The sequence below is a fragment of the Bifidobacterium santillanense genome, assembly GCF_018555385.1.
Classification (GTDB): Bacteria; Actinomycetota; Actinomycetes; order Actinomycetales; family Bifidobacteriaceae; genus Bifidobacterium; species Bifidobacterium santillanense.
This window is the reverse complement of sequence record NZ_JAFEJS010000003.1, coordinates 156,602-178,834: the sequence shown is the minus strand read 5'-3', so window position 1 is coordinate 178,834 and position 22,233 is coordinate 156,602. Positions and strand designations below refer to the sequence as shown.

At 67.6% G+C, this 22,233-nt stretch carries 16 protein-coding genes; 8 read left to right on the top strand and 8 right to left on the bottom strand.

The annotated features are described in order from the left end of the window. Positions 1-124: 124 nt before the first annotated feature. Entirely contained in the window at positions 125-1,087 is a 963-nt protein-coding gene (gene msrB / locus JS528_RS04775) for a peptide-methionine (R)-S-oxide reductase MsrB (RefSeq protein WP_214357942.1), read from the bottom strand. Between the two features lie 860 nt (positions 1,088-1,947). Then, the gene (locus tag JS528_RS04770; RefSeq protein WP_214357941.1) at positions 1,948-2,904 is read right to left on the bottom strand and encodes a DMT family transporter; all 957 of its coding nucleotides are present in this window, start codon (positions 2,902-2,904) and stop codon (positions 1,948-1,950) included. Positions 2,905-2,998: 94 nt separating this feature from the next. On the opposite strand from JS528_RS04770, the gene JS528_RS04765 reads away from it, so the two are divergent. Further along, positions 2,999-3,325 carry a hypothetical protein gene (locus JS528_RS04765; protein WP_240541326.1) on the top strand — a complete coding sequence of 109 codons (327 nt, stop codon included), beginning with the start codon at positions 2,999-3,001 and terminating at the stop codon, positions 3,323-3,325. A 207-nt stretch (positions 3,326-3,532) separates the two neighbouring features. Here JS528_RS04765 and JS528_RS04760 read toward each other — a convergent pair whose 3' ends face one another. The 6 genes from JS528_RS04760 to JS528_RS04735 form a co-directional block, all read right to left on the bottom strand. Then, positions 3,533-4,717, bottom strand: coding sequence for a toxic anion resistance protein (locus JS528_RS04760; RefSeq protein ID WP_240541325.1), 1,185 nt, complete (start codon positions 4,715-4,717; stop codon positions 3,533-3,535). A gap of 40 nt (positions 4,718-4,757) precedes the next feature. Then, positions 4,758-5,870 carry a substrate-binding domain-containing protein gene (locus JS528_RS04755; protein WP_214357940.1) on the bottom strand — a complete coding sequence of 371 codons (1,113 nt, stop codon included), beginning with the start codon at positions 5,868-5,870 and terminating at the stop codon, positions 4,758-4,760. Positions 5,871-5,875: 5 nt separating this feature from the next. Then, complete coding sequence (locus JS528_RS04750; RefSeq protein WP_240541324.1) at positions 5,876-6,574, bottom strand: hypothetical protein; 699 nt, start codon at positions 6,572-6,574, stop codon at positions 5,876-5,878. Further along, a complete protein-coding gene (locus JS528_RS04745) occupies positions 6,574-8,328 on the bottom strand; it encodes a VWA domain-containing protein (protein WP_214357939.1) in 1,755 nt (584 codons plus the stop codon). Before JS528_RS04745 ends, JS528_RS04750 begins: the two co-directional genes overlap by 1 nt. Before the next feature lie 141 nt (positions 8,329-8,469). Then, positions 8,470-9,534, bottom strand: a complete 1,065-nt coding sequence (locus JS528_RS04740) for an alpha/beta fold hydrolase (RefSeq protein WP_214357938.1) — start codon at positions 9,532-9,534, stop codon at positions 8,470-8,472. Between the two features lie 9 nt (positions 9,535-9,543). Continuing rightward, the gene (locus JS528_RS04735; RefSeq protein WP_214357937.1) at positions 9,544-12,159 is read right to left on the bottom strand and encodes a prolyl oligopeptidase family serine peptidase; all 2,616 of its coding nucleotides are present in this window, start codon (positions 12,157-12,159) and stop codon (positions 9,544-9,546) included. 404 nt (positions 12,160-12,563) lie between these two features. Here JS528_RS04735 and JS528_RS04730 point away from each other — a divergent pair, with 404 nt between their 5' ends. The 7 genes from JS528_RS04730 to pknB are packed head-to-tail and all read left to right on the top strand — an operon-like array spanning position 12,564 to position 21,880. Further along, positions 12,564-13,265 carry an FhaA domain-containing protein gene (locus tag JS528_RS04730; RefSeq protein WP_214357936.1) on the top strand — a complete coding sequence of 234 codons (702 nt, stop codon included), beginning with the start codon at positions 12,564-12,566 and terminating at the stop codon, positions 13,263-13,265. A 27-nt stretch (positions 13,266-13,292) separates the two neighbouring features. After that, positions 13,293-13,889: an FHA domain-containing protein FhaB/FipA gene (locus tag JS528_RS04725; protein WP_214357935.1), complete on the top strand. Its 597-nt coding sequence runs from the start codon at positions 13,293-13,295 to the stop codon at positions 13,887-13,889. A 7-nt stretch (positions 13,890-13,896) separates the two neighbouring features. Beyond that, the gene (locus tag JS528_RS04720; RefSeq protein WP_214357934.1) at positions 13,897-15,681 is read left to right on the top strand and encodes a PP2C family protein-serine/threonine phosphatase; all 1,785 of its coding nucleotides are present in this window, start codon (positions 13,897-13,899) and stop codon (positions 15,679-15,681) included. Beyond that, entirely contained in the window at positions 15,678-17,204 is a 1,527-nt protein-coding gene (locus JS528_RS04715; RefSeq protein ID WP_214357933.1) for an FtsW/RodA/SpoVE family cell cycle protein, read from the top strand. The genes JS528_RS04720 and JS528_RS04715 overlap by 4 nt, the downstream gene beginning before the upstream one ends. A gap of 5 nt (positions 17,205-17,209) precedes the next feature. After that, positions 17,210-18,676: a peptidoglycan D,D-transpeptidase FtsI family protein gene (locus JS528_RS04710; protein ID WP_214357982.1), complete on the top strand. Its 1,467-nt coding sequence runs from the start codon at positions 17,210-17,212 to the stop codon at positions 18,674-18,676. Next, the gene (locus JS528_RS04705) at positions 18,673-19,725 is read left to right on the top strand and encodes a serine/threonine-protein kinase (protein WP_214357932.1); all 1,053 of its coding nucleotides are present in this window, start codon (positions 18,673-18,675) and stop codon (positions 19,723-19,725) included. Before JS528_RS04710 ends, JS528_RS04705 begins: the two co-directional genes overlap by 4 nt. Next, entirely contained in the window at positions 19,718-21,880 is a 2,163-nt protein-coding gene (pknB, locus tag JS528_RS04700; RefSeq protein ID WP_420838184.1) for a Stk1 family PASTA domain-containing Ser/Thr kinase, read from the top strand. Before JS528_RS04705 ends, pknB begins: the two co-directional genes overlap by 8 nt. Positions 21,881-22,233 lie beyond the last annotated feature (353 nt).

The window sequence follows — 22,233 nt, the reverse complement described above, 5'->3', positions numbered from 1 at the left end:
ACAGTACGCCGCGGTTCATGCACGCCCGATGCCGTTCACCAGCCGAGGCCGACCGGGGCCTACCGACGTGGAACGTCGCCGCACTATCGGCAGGTCCCGATCAATGACCTAGCGCTGCCGCCGCCTACTTCTCATCTCCGTCGACGGCGGGAATCCAGTCGGCGTAGCCTTCCTCCTCCATGCGCGAGCGCGGCACGAAGCGCAGGGACGCGCTGTTCATGCAGTAGCGCAGGCCGCCGCGGTCCGCGGGACCATCGGTGAAGACGTGGCCCAGATGGATCTGGGTGTCCGAGGTGCGGATCTCGATGCGCGGACGGCCCGGCACGCGGTCGTCCTCATGCTCGGTCACCAGATCGGCGCGGAGTGGCTTGGAGAACGCGGGCCAGCCGCAGCCGGAGTCGAACTTGTCGCGCGAGGAGAACAGCGGCTCGCCGCTGACGACGTCCACGTAGATGCCCGGCTCGAACGTGTGGTCGTACTCGTTGACGAACGGACGCTCGGTGGCGGCGTTCTGCGTCACGGCGAACTGCTCGAGCGTCAGGTCCCAGATCTTGCCGACGTACTTCTGACGACGCTTCACGTTCGCGATCGCGGCGAGCGGGATGTGGCAGTAGCCGCTGGGGTTGTTGATCAGGTAGTCCTGATGGTTCGCCTCGGCCGGATAGAAGTTGCGCAGCTCCTCGATGAGCACGGCCGGACGCTGCGGGATGCGGTCGATGAGCTGCTCGATCGCGGCGATGTACACCGACTTCTGGGCGTCGGACGTGAAGAACATGCCGGTGCGGTACTGGCGTCCCCTGTCCTCGCCCTGCTGGTCGACGGAGAACGGGTCGATCACCTCGAGGAACAGCAGCGCGAGCGTGCGCAGGCTCACGCGCGACGGATCGAACTCGACCTTGACGGTTTCGGCGGCGTCGGTCGCGCCGGAACAGACCTGCTCATAGGTGGGGTTCTCGACCGTGGACTGCGCGTAGCCGACGGTCGTGTCGGTCACGCCGTCGACGTTCTGGAAGTAGCGTTCGAGGCCCCAGAAGCAGCCGCCGGCGAAGTATGCGATTTCGTTGTGCGATGCGGTGTTGTCACTCATGCGCCCCACCCTACACCGGCGCGCCGAGGGCGTTCGCCCACGACGAGCATTCGTCATGACGAGGACGCCCTTGTCGACCAGCGCATCCTACACCGGCACGTCGAGGGCATGCGCCTATCGAGACCCCGGCGAACAACCACCCCGGCAAGCAGCTACTCGGCGAACAACCACCCGGCAAACAACCACTACCGAGCAACAAGCGAGAACGGAGCCGAGCGCACCTGCAGTCCCGCTGAGCAAGAATGAAGTCAGAAGTCACGTGCATCCTCCGGGCTTCGCACGCCTCGCTCCGCCTTCATCACGCATCACTCCGTCTCCATCACGCATCACTCCGGGGTTAGTAACGGAAAAGTGATACATGTCCCGGAGTCAACCGTGCAAACCCCGGAATCGGACGTGCAAAACCTGGAGCCAACCGTGCAACCCCCGGAGCCAACCAGCAAACCCGGAATCGGACGTGCAAACCCCGGATCAGACGAGAACCGGGGCGCGGCTTAGTACGCCACGCCCCGGCCCACACTGCGGATTGGCGGGTTCCAGATCGCCAGCCCGGCCCAACGCGGAGCCGCGGATTGGCGACAGGAAACCAATTGGCGTACCTCCGTATTTGCCGGACGGCACAAACAGCCGACCGACCGGCACCACCGACAATAGTCCCGATGCGTCGAACGGGCCAGAAGTGCCCACCCACTGGCCGTCGGCCAGCCCGGCACCCGGCACCCAGCACCCCGGCACCCAGCACCCGGCACCCAGCACCCGGCACCCGGCACCCGGCCCAGCATCCGACGGGCAGCACCGACCAGCGGCCAAACCCGGCCAGAGGCCGGCTGGCCAGCTCGGCATCACACCCTCACGTCCGGTCAGCGCACGAGGAAGACCATCGTCAGGATCATCACGAAGCCGATCAGGTCGGTCGGGGTGAACACCGCACCGAGGAACACCACCGAGGAGACGGTCGCCGCGACCGGCTCGCTGGTGCCGAGCATCGTCGTGCGCATGGCGCCGATGCGCATCACTCCGGCCAGATAGAGCGCGAACGCGCCGAACGTGCCGAACACGACCGTGTAGGCCATGAGCAGCAGGCCGAGCGCATCGAACGACGGCGATCCGGCCCACGGGCGCACGACCGGCAGCAGCACGATGCCCGAGATGATGAACATCACGCCGTTGACGACCATGTTGCCCCATCGGGCGATGAGCCGGACCGGCATGATGCCCATCGCGGCGGTCGCGAGCGCGTTGACGAGTCCCCACACGAGGCCGATCAGCGGCAGTTTGAGCGACGACGGGTCGCCGCCGGTGGCGATGAGCGCGGTGCCGCCGAACGCGAGCGCGACGCCGATTCCCTCGCGCAGCCCAGGCCATCGGCGGCCGCGCAGACACACATACGCGAGTACGAACAGGAGATTCAACGCCTGCAGCACGGTGGCGGTGCCGGCGTTGGTCCAGTCGATCGAGGAGAGGTAGGCGACCTGCACGAGCAGCACGCACACCAGCGAGCAGGCGACGAACCACGGCCAGCCCTTACGGTCGCGCAGCGCCCCGGTCAGGAGCCTCGGCGTGCGCACGGCGGCGACGGCGATGAACAGGACGCCGGCGAGCAGCTCGCGCACGCAGGCGAGCCACATCGGATCGACGTGGTAGTCGCCCATCAGCACCTTGGAGACGGTGGCGTTGCAGCCCCACATGACGCCGCCAAGCAGTACCAGCGCGGCGCCGACCAGCAGATCCTTCGGCGTGCGCTCGAACGTCGGCGTGCGCTTGTCGGCGGTTCCGGTCGCCGCAGTGCCGGCGGCCCCATCCCTCTTCTCACTCATGGAGCCCAGCTTAGTCGTAACGGTATTGCGCCCCGCACGCCACGGATCCCCGCCGCGGCTCCCGAATGGATGCTCCGGTCCTATGCTGGGGACCATGAAGCACATCGACGGCGGCAAGACCGCTGAGACGGATAGGCAGGCATCCGGCAAGGCCAACAAGGCCGTATGGATGCTCATCGGCACGGTCGCGGCGGCGGTCGCGATCTTCCTGGCGCTCGGATTCGCGGTGAGCTGGGGGCTGGCGGCGATCTTCGCGATCATCATGGTGCCGGGCGGCATCTCGATGGCGATCATCGCGCGTCATCCGGAGAAGACCGGCGGCCGCCAGATGCTCGGCGTCTCCGACCCGAACACACTGCTCGAACCGTTCACCGGCAGGCGCACCCCACCCCATTCCGACCACCGGAATCAGGGGAAGTAACTGGCCTTCGAGGGGTACTTTACGGGGGCTGCGGACGTCCATCTCGCTTACGAGGGGTATCTGTCCGTAGTATCACGCCTCTCGAACGGCTTGACCGCATTGCGACCGAGCCGTTATCAGGCGCGCATACCGGAGACAGGTACCCCTTGTAAGCGAGATGGACGTCCGCAGCCCCGCGAAGTACCCCTGATAACGAAGAAAGCCGACTCACATCGTCTGGGCGGACTCGATGAGGGCGCTCTTCAAGTCGGATTCGATCTGACGCATCTTGACCTGAGCGGCCTCGCGGTTCGCCTTGCCCTGCTGCTGGATCTGCACGGTCTCCTTGAGCGTGGCGATGAGCTCGGAGTTGATCTTCTCGAGCGTCTCGATCTCGACCACGGAGCGCTGGTTGGCCTTCTCTGCGGCGACCGCGCCCTTGTGCATGGCGGCGGCGTTGCGCTGCAGCAGCTTGTTGGTCACGTCGTCGGCCTTGTTCTGCAGATCGAGGGCCTTCTTCTGGTTGGACAGGCCCAGCGCGATCACCATCTGCGACTTCCACACCGGGATCGTCGTGGAGATGGTCGTGTCGATCTTGTCGACAATGGTCTGGTCGGCGTTCTGGATGATCTTGATCTGCGGTGCGGTCTGCAGCGTCACCACGCCGATGCGGTCGAGGTCGTCGAGACGCTTCTCGAAGCGGTCGAGCTTGGATTTGAAGTCCTTGAGGATCTGCGCCTGCATCGGATCGCCGCTCTGCTCGGCCTGCGCCTCGAGCCCGGGCAGCTGCTGGGCGCGGAAGTCGGCGAGCGCCTTCTTGCCGGCGAGCACGGTGATCTTGAGCTCGCGGTACTGCTGGGCGTTCTGCTCGTACATCGTGTTGTACATGGAGATGTCGGCGACGAGCCGGGACTGCGCGGCCTCGAGCTTGGTGATGATCTCGTCGATCTGCGCGTCGACCTTCTGGTAGCGGCGGCGCAGCTTGTCGATGGAGACGGCGACCTGGCCGAGGATCGGGATCTTGCGGAAGCCGCCGAGTTCGGCCTCGTCGATCGTCACGAGCATCGTGTTGAGCAGTTCGCCGGCCTCGCCGGTGTCCTTGGAGCGGGTTTCGGAGAGGATCTCGTCGGCGAAGCTGGAGGTGGCGCGTTGCGCGTCCTTGCCGTAGCTAGATTCGATGCCGTCACGCGTGAAGTCGATCTGATCGGCCATCTGGGCGACGGCCTGTTGATCGGCCGCGGGGAGCTTGGCGATCTGCTGGTCGGGGGTGAGGCTGGCGGAGTCCGCGGCCGCCTCGGATGCGGTGGGGACGAGGTCGCCGTTCGCGGCGCCGGCGGCGTTGGCTCCCGCGAGCGCAGGGTTGGTGACGGCGTTGCCGCCGGCGAGGTCGGCGAGTGAGATTTGCTTGGCCATTATCGGATTCCTTTCTCAGGAGGGTGGATCGGGGGCAGCGTCACTGCGGCTGCGGCGTCAATCCTTTGAGCAGTTCGATGAGCGCCTGCATGGCGTTGTTGCGTGGCAGTTCGGAGACGGCGGTCACCTGCTCGAGCGTGCCGCCGACCTTGAACCGCTTGATGGAGTCGGTGCCGGAGAAGTTCGCGGCGCGGAAGCCGTGACGGGTCCATGCGAGCTTCTGGATCTCGGACGATTTGAGCACGGAGAGCAGCTTCTCGCCTTTCTTGTCGAGCGCCATGAGCGTGTGCGTGCTCCACACGGTCGGGGTCGGGTAGACGATGACGACGTCGTCCTTGATCTGTTTGAATGCGGACGGCTGGTTGACGGCGAGGTCGAGGATCTGCGATTCGTAGCCGACCATCATCGGCTTGGAGCCGACGCCGAGGGTGAGGAACTGGTTGAACGCGTCCTCGCTGGAGGTCTCCATCCAGCCGGATTTGGCGAAGATCGTGCGGATCTTGTCGCCGTCGCGTGCGAGCGAGTCGGTAGTGGCGGGCTGTCCGCCATTGAGCACGGTGGCGATGAGCGCCGCGTATTCGTTGCCGGAGTTCGACTGGACGGGGTCGGTCGAGTCGATGCGGAACTGGCCGTAGCCGGCGGCGTAGCCAACGTCGGCCCAGGTCTTGTTCGCGAGCATCGCGTCGACGGCCTTGGCCATGTCCATCGAGTAGACGCCGTCCTTGCCTTTGCTCATGATGCCGCCGGCGACGAGCCCGTCGGCAACGACCTTGTGCGTGTACAGGACGATCGGCGAGTTGAAGACGATGTCGCTCTGCGTGGCCTTGACGCCCTGCGCCGCGCCGTATTCGACGGCGGCGCGCGAGGACGGGAACAGGTAGTCCATGCCCTTGGTGTCGGCGGTCATCATCGCGAGGCTCCCGGCCTTGCGATAGTTCACGTCGAGCCCCTGCGCGGCGGCGGCCTTGAGGAAGACCGGGTCGTCGAACAGTCCGATCTTCTCGCCGCCCAAGTACCCGTTGACGTTCACCGTCTCGACCGGTTGGACGGGCGCGGCCGGCTTCGGCCCGATCTGGCGCCACACGAGCGTGCCGGCCAGGATCGCGACGATCGCGAGGAGGGCGATGAGCCCGATGATCTTCGATTTGGACATCTTCATTACCTCGACTCCCCTGTTGGCTTCGTCGTTGGCTGCGGATCCCCTGTTGCCGCGACCGGCGCGACCGGCGTAGTCACTGCCGCCGGCGCCGGCGCGTCGTACCCGTCCATGCTCGCGAGGCGCTGGATCGCGTCGGAGTCGGCGGCGATGCCGAGCGTCTTGGCGCTCACCGCGCGGCTCAGCTCGCCGGCCGCGGTCCGTTCGAGCACCTGCAGCGCCTCGATGGTCTCGCCGCGCGCCTTGAGCATCTGGTCGCGCGCGCCGGACGATTCGACGTCCACGTAGGAGCGCAGCAGCTTCTGCGTCTGCTCGCCGTACACGGTGATGTAGTGGCGCAGGGTCGGGTAGGCGGACGTGTCGCGCGCCACGTAGTCGGTCAGGGATCGGGTCGCGGCGATGAAGTCGGCCGCCTCGGCCTTGACCGCGGGGTCGCGCACCTGCGTGGCGAGCATCGAGATCGCGTTGAGGCGCGTGTTGGCCGCGTCGATAGCATCGGCGGCCTTCTGCCCGTTGGGCAGCGCGGAGACGAGCATGTGCCCGATGCGGCGTTCCGGCTCGGTCAGGGTCGATCCGGCGACGTAGCCGAGCGCCGCCAGCGCCAGCGAGACGACGAGTCCGGGCACGCCGCCGCCGGCGACCCAGAAGCCGGTCGCGGCGAGCGCGAGTCCCGCCAGAAAGCCGCAGATCACCTGGAGCATCAGTTGAATCCCTTGACGGTGCGGAACACGTCGGCGAGGTCGCCGGAGCGCCCGTCGAACACCTTCGCGTTGGACAGCTGCGCGATCTGGTTGAGCTGGGTCGGATCGGCCTCGCCGAACATGATCGAGAAGATCGGCACGTCGCGGCCGAGCGAGCGGTACTGGTCGAACGCGGCCTGCTGATGCGCCGTCTCGGACTGGCCGTCGGTCATGAGCACGATCGCAGTGGTGTAGTCGCCGGCCTTGGCGGCGTCGGGCAGCTGCTTGTAGGCCGCCTCGAGGCCGCCGTAGATATCGGTGCCGCCGGACGCGGCGGTCGCGTCGGCCACGTGCAGCAGTTCGCCGGTGTTCGCGCCCTCGGCGCGGATCGGGTTATGCGGCAGGCTTTCGAACGGGATGAGGATGTTGACGTCGCCGCTGCCGGGCTGGATGTGCGCCTCGGCGGCCTTGGCCGGGTCGAGCGCCGCGTTGAGGCCGGAGACGACGCCCGACTTGCCGGCGCCGCTCATCGAGCCGGAGTAGTCGACGACCCACACGGTCCAGCTGGGCTTGCGCAGGCCGTTCTGGTAGACGTCGAGCGCCTTGGTGATGACCTTCGCGGCCGGCAGCGGGATGGTCTTGAGCACGCTCGCGTCGGTGTTGAGCCCCCATTCGGCGCGGAACGACTGCTTGACCTGCTTGTCGTTCGCGTACGTCAGCGCGCCGCCGAGGCCCGTGCGGCGGCCGGCGCGCTCGAACGCGAGCTTCGCGTCGTTCGTCGTCAGCGCCTTGGCGAACTTCTCGTACGCGTGTTTGACGTCCGCGGACTGCGAGCGGTCGACGTAGCCGAGCGGCGAGTCGGACACGGCGATGCCGTCGGACGGGTAGATTGCGAGCAGCGGGTCCTTGCCCGCCTTCGTCAGCTGCTTGTCGGCCTGGATGACGAGCGACTCGTAGTTGACCATCGAGTCGAAGCGCTCGGGGTTCGCGACGACCATGTCCTTGAGCCAGTCGGACGAGCCGGACGAGCGGTCGACGCCCTTGAGCAGCTGGGAGACGGAGGACGTGAGCGAGGAGTCCGCAAGGTCGGCGTCGGTGATCGGGCCTGAGCCGCCACGCAGCGCGGTCAGGAACGCGAGGTACGCGGACGCGCCGGAATTCGACTGCGTGGCCGAGGTCATCGAGAACTTGAGGTCGCCGTCCGTGACCGCCTTGAGGATGTCGGCGGTGGAGACGGCCTTGGTCTTGCCGGAGGCGTCGGCCCAGCCGAGCTTCACGGCCTTCGACTTGGCGATGCCGAACACGATCGGCGTGGTGGAGGTGCTCTGCTGGTCCTTGACGAGATGCTTGACGTCACCCATCGAGATCCACATCGAGGAGGCCGGCCAGACCGCGTCGTAGCCGTCGGCGCCCGATTCGAGGACCTTCATGATGTCGAGCGAGCCCATGTACTTCATCGTCACGGCGACGTCCGATTCGTCGACCGCGCGCTGGACCGCGTCGGCGACCTCCTTGTTCTCCGATCCGGACGCGATCGTGATCGTCTGGGAGGCCTTGCCGGAACCGGGCGTGAACGTCTGCTCGCTGCCGTCCGAACTGGTGGTGGAGGTGCCGGTCGGGCCGGCGTAGGAGGAGTTGCCGCCCTCGCCCGATCCGCCGGCGGCGTTCGACCCCTCGCCGCCGTTCTGGGCGCACCCGGTCAGCAGCATCGCGGTGGCGGCGACCAGCGCGGCGCAGGCGGCGATTCGACGGCGAAATACGGCTTCAATACCCATGCTTCCATTGTCGAACCGCGGCCTTACGCGGCCGAGACCGCCGTATGACCGGCAGGTGAACTCTCGATGAAAAACAACACCCGACTACGTTGCGGGGCCATCGGACCGTCTGATCATCGGGGCCATCGGACCGTCCGGCCGCTACTCCTCCGCGCCGGCGATCATCGGGGCGTTGTAGAAGGCGAGCACCTGCCTGAGATACGGACCGAAGACCTTGTTGGGCATCGAGAAGATCTCGTGCTCCGAGTCGGCGATGTGCACAAGCTTGGCCTGGCCGCCGCCGTCCCTGACGCGCCGGACGAACGTGTTCTGCGGCTGGTTGCGCACCCAGATGTCGTGTCCGGCCTGGAACAGCAGGATCGGCGTCTCGATCTCGGCGCACGCGTCGGGCCGGAGGATCGCGCTGTTCATGCGCATCGCCTGATGCACCCATTCGAACGACGCGCAGTAGGTCTGGTAGTCGCGGTTCTCGCAGCGCAGCTTGTGGTACCAGCGTTCGCGCGGCTCGCTGGAGCGCTGGTAGGGGCCCAGGTCCAGCACGCCGTCGAAGTCCTTCTGTCCGAAGACGCGGTGGCGTCCAAGCCCGCACGCGCACAGCGCGCCGACCAGCGCGCGCGTGAGCCACATCGGCATGCCGGTCTGCGGCGCGATCATCGGACAGGAGAGCACGGCCCGGTCGAACAGGGTCGGGTACTGCTCGAGCGCGGCCGCGCCGATGCCGCCGCCCATCGAATGGCAGAACAGGTTGATCGGCTCGCCGGCCGCGTACTGCTCGCCGATCGTGCGCGCGAAGCCGGCGAGATCGGCGACGTAGCGGCGCCAGTCGTCGATCCACACGAGCGACGGGTTGTCGACGTCGCGCGCCGACTTGCCGTGTCCGCGATGGTCCATCACGCACACGGAGTAGCCGGACATGAGGAAGTACCACACGAGTTCGTCGTACTTCTCGGCGAACTCGGTGAAGCCGTGGCTGATGACGATGGCGCCGCGGAACGTGGCGGTCGCGCCGTCCTCGCGCTCGTAGTCGAACTTGGTGGCGTCGTAGCACAGGTAGTGCAGGCCGCCGCCGCGCGGGGTCAGGCCGGCCTCGCGCTCGGCCTGGGCCGGGTTGAACCAGCCCTCCTCGCGGCAGCCGGCCAGCGCCGGCCGCACCAGTTCGGTCATCGTCTGCGCGTACGCGCCCTCGTCGATCAGGTTCAGCTGCATACGACCATCCTAGGCGAGCGGCGACTCGAACGCGTTCCGGAGGAAGTCGCGCTGGAGGATGAGCAGGTTCTCGGCGACCGTCTCGTCATTGGTCATGTGGGTGATGCCGGTCAACGGCAGGAACGTGTGCGGCCGACCCGCGGCCATGAGCGCCTGGGACAGGCGCAGGCTGTGGGCGATGGTCACGTTGTCGTCGGCGAACCCGTGGATGAGCATGAGCGGGCGACGGAGCCCCGGCGCGTCGGCGACGATCGAGTTGCGCTCGTAGACCGCCGGGTCGAGGCCGAGGTAGCGCTCGGTGTAGTGGGTGTCGTACAGCGTCCAGTCGGTGGGCGGGGCGCCGGCGCACGCGGCGCGGAACACGTCGGGCGCATCGAGGACGGCGAGCGCGGAGAGGAATCCGCCGTACGACCAGCCGATCATGCACACCCGGTCGAGGTCGGGCGCGGGCATGCCGGGCAGGGCGGCGAGCGCCTCGGGCAGGGCGCGGACGGCCTCGACCTGGTCGGCGAGGGTCACGGCCTTCATGTCCTCGAAGATCTCGCGGTCCCACTTCGGCCCGCGGCCGGTGGTGCCGCGGCCGTCGGCGGTGACGACGAGGAAGCCCTGATCGGCCCACCACTGCGCCTCCCAGTAGAACGACTGCGAGGCGACGACCTGCTGGAATCCGGGGCCGCCGTAGGGCTTCATCAGGACGGGCAGCTTGTCGGCGCCGGCGTACGGGCTGGAGGCGCTGGGCGCGATGATCGCGGTGTACAGGCGGTGCTCGCCGAGGCGCGTGAACGTCACGTTCGGCGTGAAGCCGGGGCGTGCGGCGTGGCTCGCGACGGGCGCGGTGAGGATGGTGAGGGCGGGGTCGCGCTCCTCCCCCTCGTCCGGCTCCGCGGGCAGCGCGGCGGTCAGCGAGTGGGACATGCGCACGTCGGGCGAGGTCATGTCGCGGCCGGTGATGACGCAGCCGTCGCCGGCGCGGCTGGCGGTCCACGAGCCGGGGGTCACGGTCAGCGGGGTGATCGACCCGTCGTAGCCGAAGCTCACCACGTCGAAGCTGCGCGCGTCGTGCGCGCCGATGCGGGAGGCGTCGTCGGGCGAGACGCCGGCGTCGGCGAGACGCCATTCGATCGGTTCGTCGGGCGCGAGTTCGGGCGTGCGCTGGACGACGGCGAGCACGTCGTCGTCGGTCACGTCGAGCACGTGGCGCACCTGCCATCCGGCGGGCGTGAACGGACGGCCGTCGACCATCAGGCGGTTGGTGTCGGTCTGCATGTCGTTGAGCGCGGTGACCAGACGGCCGTCCGGGGTGCGGGCGGGCGTGCCGGAGATCAGATCGAGCCACTGGTCGTTGGCGTGCTCCTCGAGCACGCGCGTCGAGCCGAGCGTACGGACGTCGTCGTCGGCGTCCGAGGCGCCGTCCACCGCGACCTCGAGCACCTGGTCGCGCGTCTGGCGGCGGTTCTGGACGAGCACGAGCGGGTCGTGGCCCTTCGTCCAGCTGACGGCCGCGACGTACTCGTACGCGTCGCGGTCCCACTCGACGTCGGCGTTGGCGGTGATGCCGCGGTAGCGCTGGTCGACGTTGAAGGCGAGTGAGATGACGGTCAGGTACACGTCGGCGTTGCGGGTGAGCGCGCGCGGGTAGCGGCGGGCCGCGGCCGGCCGCTCGGGGTCGGCGGGGTCGGAGAGATGCCAGACCGGCTCGTCGGCGGTGTCGAAGGACTCGAAGAGCACGTGGCGGGAGTCGGGCGCCCACCAGAAGCCGTCGTAGCGGTCCATCTCCTCGCCGGCGACGAACTCCGCCAGGCCGATCCTCCACGTGTTCTCGGCCGTCTCGCCGTCCTCATCCTCGACGGAGACGCCGTAGATCGCGGTGATGCGGTCGTCGAAGAACTCGTCGTCATCGTCGTCATCGGCATCCGCGTCGGCCTCGTACAGTCCCTCGGTGAGGGCCTCGTCCTGCGCGTCCGCGACCACGGAGACGCCGTCGTCCAGCTCGCCGGCCGGGTCCTCCCGGTCGATCCCGTCCGACGGCCAGTCGCCGATGTCGACGAGCATCAGGTGCTCGCCGGTGGTGTACAGCACGTGCCAGCCGTCCGGGCTGATGCGCGGGTTGAGGACCGGGGTGTACAGGTCCGGGTCCTCGTCGAGCCACGCGCCGGCCAGTTCGCGCGTGCGCACGTCGAGGTCGCCGTCGTGGTCGGCGTCCTCGGGATCACCGATCTCGGTGAGGAACAGACGGCCGTTGATCGTGAAGACCACGCGGTCGCCGTCGGCCGCGACCGAATACCCGACGATGCCGGTGCCGCCCTCGCGGGCGCGTTCGCGGCGGGCCTTCTCCTCGGCGGGCACGTCCTCGCTGTCGGCCTTGTCGCCGAGCAGCTCGCGCGGGTCGGCGAGCTTGGTCTCGTAGTGGTCGCCGTCGGCGTCGAACCAGCTCAGCCACAGCGAGGTCGCCAGATCCTCGGGGCCGTCGGAGCGCAGGAACAGCGCCTTGGAGCCGTCGCCGATCACCTTGGCCGAGCGCGGCGCGCCCGAGGTGAACCGCAGCGTGCGCGCCTTGGCGCGCGGGAACTTCGCAATCGCGTCGGCCGTATCGTCGGACGGCGCGTCAGTCACTTCATCGTTCATACCCCTCACGCTACACGCGCCACGCGCCGCCGATCGACCGCCCGACGCACGTTTCTCTCGAAATCGTCCCAGCGCTCGAGAAAAAGTGACGCTGAGCGCGGGTCAGCGTACCAAATTCTCGAGCAATGGGCGGATCCCGAGAATAGGTACCGCTGACGAGAGCCAAGCGGCACATATTCTCGAGGTCTGGGCGGATTCCGAGAATATGTACCGCTGAGACCGCAGACGGACGGCGATGGCGACGATTTCGACCAGAAAACGGCACCCAGGTGGGGCATGTGCCCTAAAATCGACGGTATTTCGACGGCTATTCGCCCGATTTGTGACTTTTGCAAGTATTGGACCACGTTCTGGGCACCGTTCCGACCCATGCGTACACTGGTCAAGGATAGAAAGGGATGACTATGAGCGTTCTCGACCGTTTTGAGAAAAGCGTGGAAGGCGCAGTGAACGGAGTGTTCTCGAAGTTCGGCTCCAAGGACCTGCAGCCCGTCGATCTGTCCAGCGCGCTTGAGCGCGAGATCGACAACGAGGCCATGCCGGTGGGCCGCGACCGCACGGTCGCCCCGAACGAATACCGCTTCAAGCTGAGCACCCCCGATTTCGACCGCATCGAGCAGTGGGGCAGCGAGACGCTCGCCGATGAGCTGGCCGACAACCTCACGAACTACGCGCGCAGCCAGCACTACGCGTTCGTGGGCCCGGTGGTCGTGATCTTCGAGGAGGACCTGGAGCTGACCAAGGGCAGCTTCAAGCTCACCTCCGCCTCCGTGCAGGGCAACGCGGTCCCGGTCACGACCGACGACCAGAACCAGGACAGCCCGCTGCTCGAGATCAACGGCAGCCAGTACCTGCTCACCAAGGAGAAGACGATCATCGGCCGCGGCTCCGGCTGCGACATCGTCATCGACGATCCGGGCATCTCCCGCAAGCACCTCGAGATCGACATCACGCCCAACGGCGTGATCGCCCGCGATCTCGGCTCCACGAACGGCACGTACGTCGAGGGCCATCAGGTGCCCGCCGCCACGCTGCTGGACGGCAACACCATCACCATCGGCCGCACCCGAATCCTGTACTGGGCGTCCTCGCAGGAACAGGAATAAGCGTCCGCCGAGCAAAGGTCGAACCGCATGACCGAACTGACATTCGCACTGCTCAAGTACGGATTTCTGATCCTGCTGTGGGTATTCGTATGGCTCGCCGTGCGTTCCTTGCATCGGGACATCTCGTCCTTCAGCCCGCGCCCGTCGCGCTCGCGCCGCCGCAAGGAGCGTCACGCCGCCCGCCGGGCCAAGTCCCCGGCCGCCGCCGTCTCGGCGAACGCCGGAGCGCCCGTCGTGGCACCGACCGCCGACGCGATGCGCGCCACACCCGCGGCACGGTCCGCCTCTTCCGGCGCGTCCGGAGGTGTGAGCGCTAACAGAAGTGCGATCACCCCGTCGCTGCTGGTGATCATCGACGGCCCGCTGGCCGGCTCCTCCGTCCCGCTGACGGGGGACGCGATCACGATCGGCCGCGCCGCGTCGAACACCGTGGTGCTCGACGACGAGTTCGCCTCGTCGCACCACGCGCGCCTGTACCCCGATCCCCGTTCCGGCCAGTGGGCCATCGAGGATCTCAATTCCACGAACGGCACCGTCGTCAACGGGCAGCGTCTGACCGTTCCCACCGTACTTCCCGCCCGCGTACCCGTACGCATCGGCGCCACGACATTCGAGTTGAGGTGATAGCCGTATGTCCGCCTCCGCCGACCAGCCACAGACCACACAGATCCCACGGTCCGACTCCCCGTCGCCCGATTCCACGCGCACCGTCGCGTTGGAGCAGCGTCCGGCGAACCCCGTGGGCAAGCCGCGCGACCCCAACCAGCTGTTCCTGTACTCCGCCACCGTGTCCGACGTGGGCACCGTACGCGCGAACAACCAGGATTCGTCGTTCGCCGGCGAGCATCTGATCGCGATCTGCGACGGCATGGGCGGTCACGCGGGAGGCGACACCGCCTCGACGATCGCGATCCGCTCGCTCGCGCACATCGAACGCGACGACGTGACCGACGACGTCGCCGAGATCGCCTCGATGATGGAGACCTCCGTGATGGCCGCGCACGACGCGATCGTCGGCAAGGCCCGCCGCGAGCGCAAGCTGTCCGGCATGGGCACGACCGTCACCGCGGTCTCGCTCGTGGCCGGCTACTGGGTGCTCGCCCACATCGGCGACTCCCGCGCCTACCTGCTGCGCGACGGCGTCCTGAGCCGCGCCACGCAGGACCACAGCTACGTGCAGCATCTGATCGACACCGGCCGCATCACCGAGGCGGAGGGCAAGAACCATCCGCAGCGCAACGTCGTGATGCGCGTGCTGGGCGATTTCGACATCGACCCCCACCCGGACATCGCCATCCTCAAGGCCCACGCGGCCGACCGCTGGCTGCTGTGCTCCGACGGCCTGTGCGGCGTGCTCGAGGACTCCACCATCGCCGAGACGATGACGACGGTCTCCGGCCCCGGCGACTGCGCCCAGCGTCTGGTGAGCATGGCCCTGCGCGCCGGCAGCACCGACAACGTCACCGCCGTGATCGGCGACGCCACGATGGCGCTCGACGCCCACGCCTTCGATCTGACGCATCAGACGCCGCTGGTGGGCGGCGCGGCGAGCGCGAGCCTCGAGCCGATCGCCGACATCGTCAACGAGCCGATCGCCACCGCCCCGGCGCTGCGCGATGACGACTCCCCCGCCCAGCGCGCGGCCGCGCTGATCGCCGCCGAGCACCATCCGGCGCCGAAGGCGGACGAGGACGAGCAGCCCGCGGCCAAGCCCAAGCCCAAGGACGAGGCCCCGCGCGTCGTCCAGCCGGCCCAGGCGCGCGAGGAGAACGGCGAGCTCAAGAAGAATCCGGACACCGGCGAGATCCCGGTGGTCACGAAGAGCAACGGCCGCATCACCACGGACCCGAACGATCCGGAGGTCGCGCAGGCCATCCGGGCCGAGCAGGTCAAGCTCCACCACACGAAGCGCACGCGCCGCCGCCGCAAGCGCGCGGCGATCATCGCGTCGGTCCTGCTCGTGCTGGCCCTGATCGCGGGCGGCCTGTTCGGCGCATACGCCTACAGCCAGTCGAAGTACTACGTCGGCACGTCCGACGGCTACGTCGCGATCTATCAGGGCGTGCCCACGAGCGTGGCCGGCCTGACGCTCTCGCACGAGGTCAAGCGCACCACGATCAAGGTCGCCGACCTGCCCTCCACATGGCACAAGGAGCTGCAGCAGGGCATCGTGCGCGACAACTACGCGGAGGCCGAGTCGCATGTCAAGCTCATCCGCGACGAACTGAAGTCGATCGAGGCGGCGAACAAGGAGAAGGCCGCCCAGGAGAAGGCCGCCGAATCGTCCGACGACACCGGCACCACCGACGGCACCGACGCGGCGGGCACCGGCACGGCCGACGGCGCAACCGGCGGTGACGCCGCGGCCGGACAGACCGACCAGCAGACCCAGCAGGGAGGCGATGCGCAGCAATGATAGCCCTTCGACTGCGCCAGATCGCGCTGCTGTTGGCGTCGTTCCTGCTGTGCGGCATGGCGTTCTACCAGATGTTCGCCCGCACCGAGGGCGGCATGCCAACCCGGTTCACCACGCTGCTGACCATCTGCGCGGTGCTTTCGCTCATCTTCTGGGCGCTCATCAACCACTTCCAGCCGTACGCAAGCCAGGTGCTCCAGCCGTGCGTGGTGCTGTTGACCGGCATCGGCGCGGTGATGATCGCCCGCATCGACCATGAGAAGGGCACGGCCGTGGCCCAGCGCCAGCTCGAGTTCGTGTGCATCGCGATCGTGCTGTGCTCGCTGCTCATCGTGTTCCTCAAGGACTACCGCGTGCTGCGGCGCTTCTCCTACGTGAGCATGGTCGTCGGCCTCGTGCTGCTGCTCTCCCCCATGCTGCCGGTGTTCGGTCAGGAGATCAACGGCGCGCGCATCTGGATCAAGCTGCCGGGCATCGGCCAGGTCCAGCCGGGCGAGTTCGCCAAGCTGTTCCTCGCGTTCTTCTTCGCCGCGTACCTGTTCGACCACCGCGACCAGCTGGCCGTCGGCGGCAGGAAGGTGCTCGGCCTGCAGCTGCCGCGCATCAAGGACCTCGGCCCGATCATCATCGTGTGGTTCGCCTCGATGGGCGTGCTCATCCTGCAGCACGACCTCGGTACCTCGCTGATGTTCTTCGCGATGTTCGTCGGCATGCTCTACGTGTCCACCGGACGCCTGAGCTGGCTCGTCATCGGCTTCATCGCCTTCGCGTTCGGCGCGGTGGCGGCCGCGAGCATCTTCAGCCACGTGGGCGCGCGCGTCGAGGTGTGGCTGCACCCGTTCGACCCGTCGCTCTACGACCGCGTCGGCGGCTCCTACCAGATCGTCAACGGCCTGTTCGGCCTGGCCTCCGGCGGACTGCTCGGCACCGGCCTCGGCCAGGGCATGCCGAACCTCACCCCGTTCGGCAACTCCGACTTCATCTACGCCTCCGTGGGCGAGGAGCTGGGTCTGGTCGGCTGCATGGGCGTGCTCGTGCTGTATATGATCATCATCGCCTCCGGCTTCGTCACCGCGATGAAGGTCAAGGACGGCTTCGGCAAGCTGCTGTCCTCCGGACTCGTCTTCACGATGGCCTTCCAGGTGTTCACCGTCGTCGGCGGCATCACGCTGGTCATCCCGCTGACGGGCCTGACGATGCCGTACATGGCCGCCGGCGGATCCTCGCTCATCGCGAACTACCTGCTCGCCACCCTGCTCATCGTCATCTCGAACGCGGCCAACAAGCCCGCGCCCGAGGTCTCCACCGACACCTTCCAGTACGAGGCGCTGGCCGTCCTGCGCGACCACGAGCTCAAGGAGCGCGAGGCCGAGGTCGCCCGTCAGGCCAAGGACCAGGAGGAGCGTCGAGCCCGCGCCGAGAAGGCCGACGCGTTCGAGACCGAGGCGCTGGTACAGGGCGCCGCACCGGTTCCGCCGACCCCGCCGATCACCCCGATCACGTCGGAAGGAGGCGAACGATGAACTTCATGAACAAGATGCTGCGCCAGCTGTTCACCGCGGTCGTCGTCCTGTTCACGATCCTCGGCCTGTCGACGACGATCATCACCGCGATCCGAGCCACCTCCCTCAACTCGGACACGCGCAACTCGCGCTCGCTCTACCACGAGTTCGGCGCCCCGCGCGGCGCGATCCTCGCGGCCGACGGCACGGTGCTCGCGCAGTCGACCGCCACGAACGACGCGTTCAAGTACCAGCGCTCCTACACCAGCGGCGCCCTGTACGCGCCGGTCACCGGCTTCTTCTCGATCAGCCAGCGCGCCGACCGCGGCATCGAGGCGTCGCGCAACTCGCTGCTCTCCGGCGAATCGGACACCCTCTTCTGGCAGCGCGTCAAGTCGGCGCTGACCGGCAGCGAGAACAAGGGCGCGAACATCGAGACCTCGATCGACACCAAGCTCCAGCAGGCCGCATACAACGCGCTGCAGGGCCAGACCGGCGCGGTCGTCGCGATCGAGCCGAAGACCGGCCGGATCCTGGCGATGGTGTCCACGCCGAGCTACGACCCGAACCTGCTCGCCACGCACGACGGCAAGACGCTCACCGAGAACTACAAGAACCTCACGTCGGACCCGTCGAACCCGATGCTCAACAACGCGACCAGCCAGCTCTTCCCTCCGGGCTCCACGTTCAAGACCGTGGTCGCCGCGACGGCCCTCGAGACCGGCAAGTACGACACGACGACGCAGATCCCGGCCGGCTCGAGCTACACGCTGCCCGGCACCGTCACCGCGCTGACCAACTCCAGCTCGGCCGCCAACGGCTCGAACGGCTCGATGAGCCTCGAGGACGCCCTCACCTACTCGTCGAACACCGCGTTCGCCCAGCTGGGCGTGAGCCTCGGCCAGGACGCCATCGCCGACATGGCCTCGAAGCTCGGCTTCGGCAGCTCGATCCTCATCGACGGCACCGACGTCACCGGATCGCCGATGAAGGCCGTCGCCTCGAACTACCCGACCTCGATGACCGCCGACAAGCTCGCGCTGGCCTCGATCGGCCAGGGAGACGTCACCGAGACCGTGATGCAGAACGCGCTGATCGCCTCCGCGATCGCCAACGACGGCAAGCTCATGCGCCCAACCCTCGTGGACCGCGTGCGCGCCGCCGACCTGTCCGTCTTCTCCGAGACCAAGGCCTCCGAGATGAGCGAGCCGTTCAGCGCCGACACCGCCAACAAGCTCACGCAGATGATGCAGTCGGTCGTCACCAAGGACGCGCCGACGCTCGCCGTCTCCGGCGTGGACATCGCCGCGAAGACCGGCACCGCGCAGATCGGCGCGAACAACGCCACGAACGACGGCTGGGTGATCGGATTCGCCCCCGCCGACGACCCGCAGATCGCGCTCGCCGTGGTCGTGCACAACACCACCGGCTATGGTTATCAGTCGGCCGGCCCCATCTTCCGTACCGTCATCCAGGAGGCGCTCAAGCAATGAAACTGATCGAAGGACAGCTCATCCATCGCCGATATCGCCTCGATTCGAGAATCGCCAAGGGCGGCATGGGCGAGGTCTGGAAGGGCTGGGACATCCAGCTCAATCGTCCGGTGGCCATCAAGGCGCTGCGCTCCGACCTGTCCAACGCGGAGGCCAAGCTGCGTCGCCTACGCGCGGAGGCGCACAACTCCGCCAATCTCGCGCACCCGAACATCGCCGCGCTGTTCGAATACTACGAGCACGACGGCATCGGCTTCCTCGTCATGGAGTACGTGCCGTCGAAGTCGCTCGCCGACATCTTCCACGAGCAGGGCGCGATGGATCCGCTGCAGCTGCTGCCGATCCTCATCCAGACCGCGCGCGGCCTGTTCGTCGCGCACTCCCACGGCGTGATCCACCGCGACGTCAAGCCGGCCAACATCATGGTCTCCGACACCGGCGAGGTGAAGATCACCGACTTCGGCGTCTCCTACTCCACCAATCAGGAGCAGATCACGCAGGACGGCATGGTCGTGGGCACCGCGCAGTACATCTCCCCCGAGCAGGCACAGGGCCAGCAGGCCACGCCGCAGTCGGACATCTACTCCCTGGGCGTCGTCGCATACGAGGGCCTGTGCGGCCATCGCCCGTTCACCGGCGCCACCCCGGTCGACATCGCCGCCGCGCACGTGAACGACCCCGTGCCGCCGCTGCCGGCCACCGTCGACGTGCAGCTGCGCGAATTCGTCATGTCGATGCTGGCGAAGGACCCGCTCGACCGCCCCAAGGACGCGCTCGTCGTCTCCCGCACGCTGGCGCGCATCGAACGCCGTCTGCTCGACCAGCAGACCGAACTGACCGACTCCACGCGCATCGTCGCCGGCGGGCGTCTGCCGCGACGGGTGATGAGCACCCCGCACATCCCGCTGGCGAACCCGCGCGTGACCGTGACGACGCCGACGCCCGGTTCCGGCGTGACCGGCAGGACCGCCGGCAACACCGGCGTCGTGGATGCGCCGAACATGGACGGCTCGAGCCAACAGACGTTTGGAAGGAGCACCAATGAGTAACATGCCCTCTGCTCTGGCGGACGGCCGCTACCAGCTCGGCCAGCTCGTCGGCCGCGGCGGCATGGCCGAGGTCCACGTGGCGATGGACACGCGTCTCGGACGCACCGTCGCCATCAAGATCATGCGCTCCGACCTCGCCAACGACGAGATCTTCCTCGCGCGATTCCGCCGCGAGGCGCACTCCGTCGCCCAGATGAACAACCCGAACATCGTCAACATCTACGATTCGGGCGAGGAGACGATCACCGGCGAGAACGGCCAGCCCGAACGCCTGCCGTACCTCGTGATGGAGTACGTCAAGGGCCAGACCCTGCGCGACATCATCCGCGCCAACGGCCCGCTGAGCCAGCGCGACGCCGAACAGGTGATGCTCGGCGTCCTGAACGCCCTCGAGTACTCGCACCGGATGGGCATCATCCACCGCGACATCAAGCCCGGCAACATCATGATCTCCGATCAGGGCATGGTCAAGGTCATGGACTTCGGCATCGCCCGCGCGCTCGACGACTCGGCCGCGACGATGACCCAGTCGCAGGGCGTCGTCGGCACCGCGCAGTACCTCTCCCCCGAGCAGGCGCGCGGCGAGACCGTCGACATGCGCTCCGACCTATACTCCGCCGGCTGCGTGCTCTACGAGATGCTCACCGGCCGTCCGCCGTTCACCGGCGACTCCGCCGTGGCGATCGCCTACCAGCACGTCTCCGAGGTGGCGACCCCGCCGTCCGCCGTGGTGCCGGGCCTGCCGAAGATGTGGGACTCGATCTGCGCCAAGGCGATGGCCAAGGACCGCCAGAACCGCTACGCGACGGCCGCCGAGTTCAAGAACGACATCCTGACCTTCATGAACGGCGGCGTGCCGGTGGCGGCCGCGTTCAACCCGCTCACCGACCTCGCGAACATGAAGGCCCGCAAGCAGGCCGAGCAGGACGCGGCCACCGTGCCGCTCAACCCGGACGGCGGCGGCTCGTCCACGCAGGCGTTCAACCCGGCCACCGGCCAGTTCGAGCAGATCCGTCCCGCCGCCTCCACCACGATGGCCCAGACGCGCGCCGCACAGCGCGCCGCGGCCTTGAAGGCCCGCAAGCGCAAGAAGATCGTCATCGGCTCGCTGATCGGCGTGGCCGTGGCGCTGCTCGTCGTACTGGGCGTCTGGTTCATGGTCTCCGGCAACGAGGCGGCCACCGAGCAGATGGCCACCGTCCCGACGATCACCACGTCGATGACCAAGGACATGGCCAAGGCGAAGATCGAGGCCGCGGGCTTCACCTTCGAGGCCGTCGACGACAACGACTCGACCGAGCCCGACGGCACGTTCACCAAGCAAAACCCCGAGGGCGGCGCGAAGGCCGCACGCGGCTCGACCGTGCGCGTCTGGTTCTCCACCGGCCCGCAGAGCACGAAGATCCCCGACGTCACCGGCATGACGCAGTCCGAGGCCCGCACCGAGCTGGAATCGGCCGGCTTCAAGGTCGGCACCAGCGTGCAGACCGAGGACAGCGCGTCGATCGCGAAGGACAAGGTCACCCGCACCAACCCGGCGGCGGGCAAGTCCGAGCCGAAGGGCACGACCGTGCTCCTGTACGTCTCGTCCGGCCTGACCACGATCCCCGACGGACTGGTCGGCCAATCGAAGGACTCCGCGGTCGCCGCGCTGCGCGACGCGGGCTTCACCGGCGTGACGATCACCGAGGAGTACAGCGACTCCGTGGCCGCCGGCAACGTGATGAGCGTCTATCCGTCCTCCAACACGTCCGTGGCGCAGGGCACGTCCGTGAGCCTCGTCGTGTCCAAGGGCTCGCAGCCGGTCACCGTGCCGAACGTGATCGGCGAGACCTACGCGAACGCCAAGGCGCAGCTCGAGGCGCTCGGCTTCACCGTGAACCAGTCCGGTTCCGCCTCCACATCCGACCGCGTCGTCGCACAGAGCACCTCCAGCGGATCCACCGCGGAGAAGGGCGCCACGATCACCCTGACCACGGTCGCCACCTCGTCCGGCGGCAGCGAATCGGGGGGCAATTCCGGCTCCAACTCGGGGTCCGGATCAGGGTCCAACTCCGGTGGCGAATCGGGGGGCAATTCCGGCTCGTCCGGATCCGGAGGCGAGACCAGCTCCGGATCCACCGGGTCCTCCGCCAGCAAGACCGCTACGAAGTAGGGGGTTCCTAGCTTCTGATTTGCCGTTAGTTCGGTGACCGCAGAGGGGCGGGTTTCCTGTTCGCGATACACTCAAGGCCGTTCGGCCAAGCCTACGATCGCGAACAGGAAACCCGCCCCTCTGCTCCGTTTCGTCGTGAACTCACCATGGTTGCCCGTATTGGCCGCATTTCCCGGCATATGCATTGTCGCTCCTGGCTCCGATAGTGTCATCACCCCACCCAGCGCAACGTCCGTACGTGAGTGAGCGGCGGATCGGCCCATCCCGTTCGCGACTGTAGGCTTGGCCAAACGGCCTTGAGTGTGTCGCGAACGGGATGGGCCGATCCGCCGCGTCCACCCAACCGAACACTA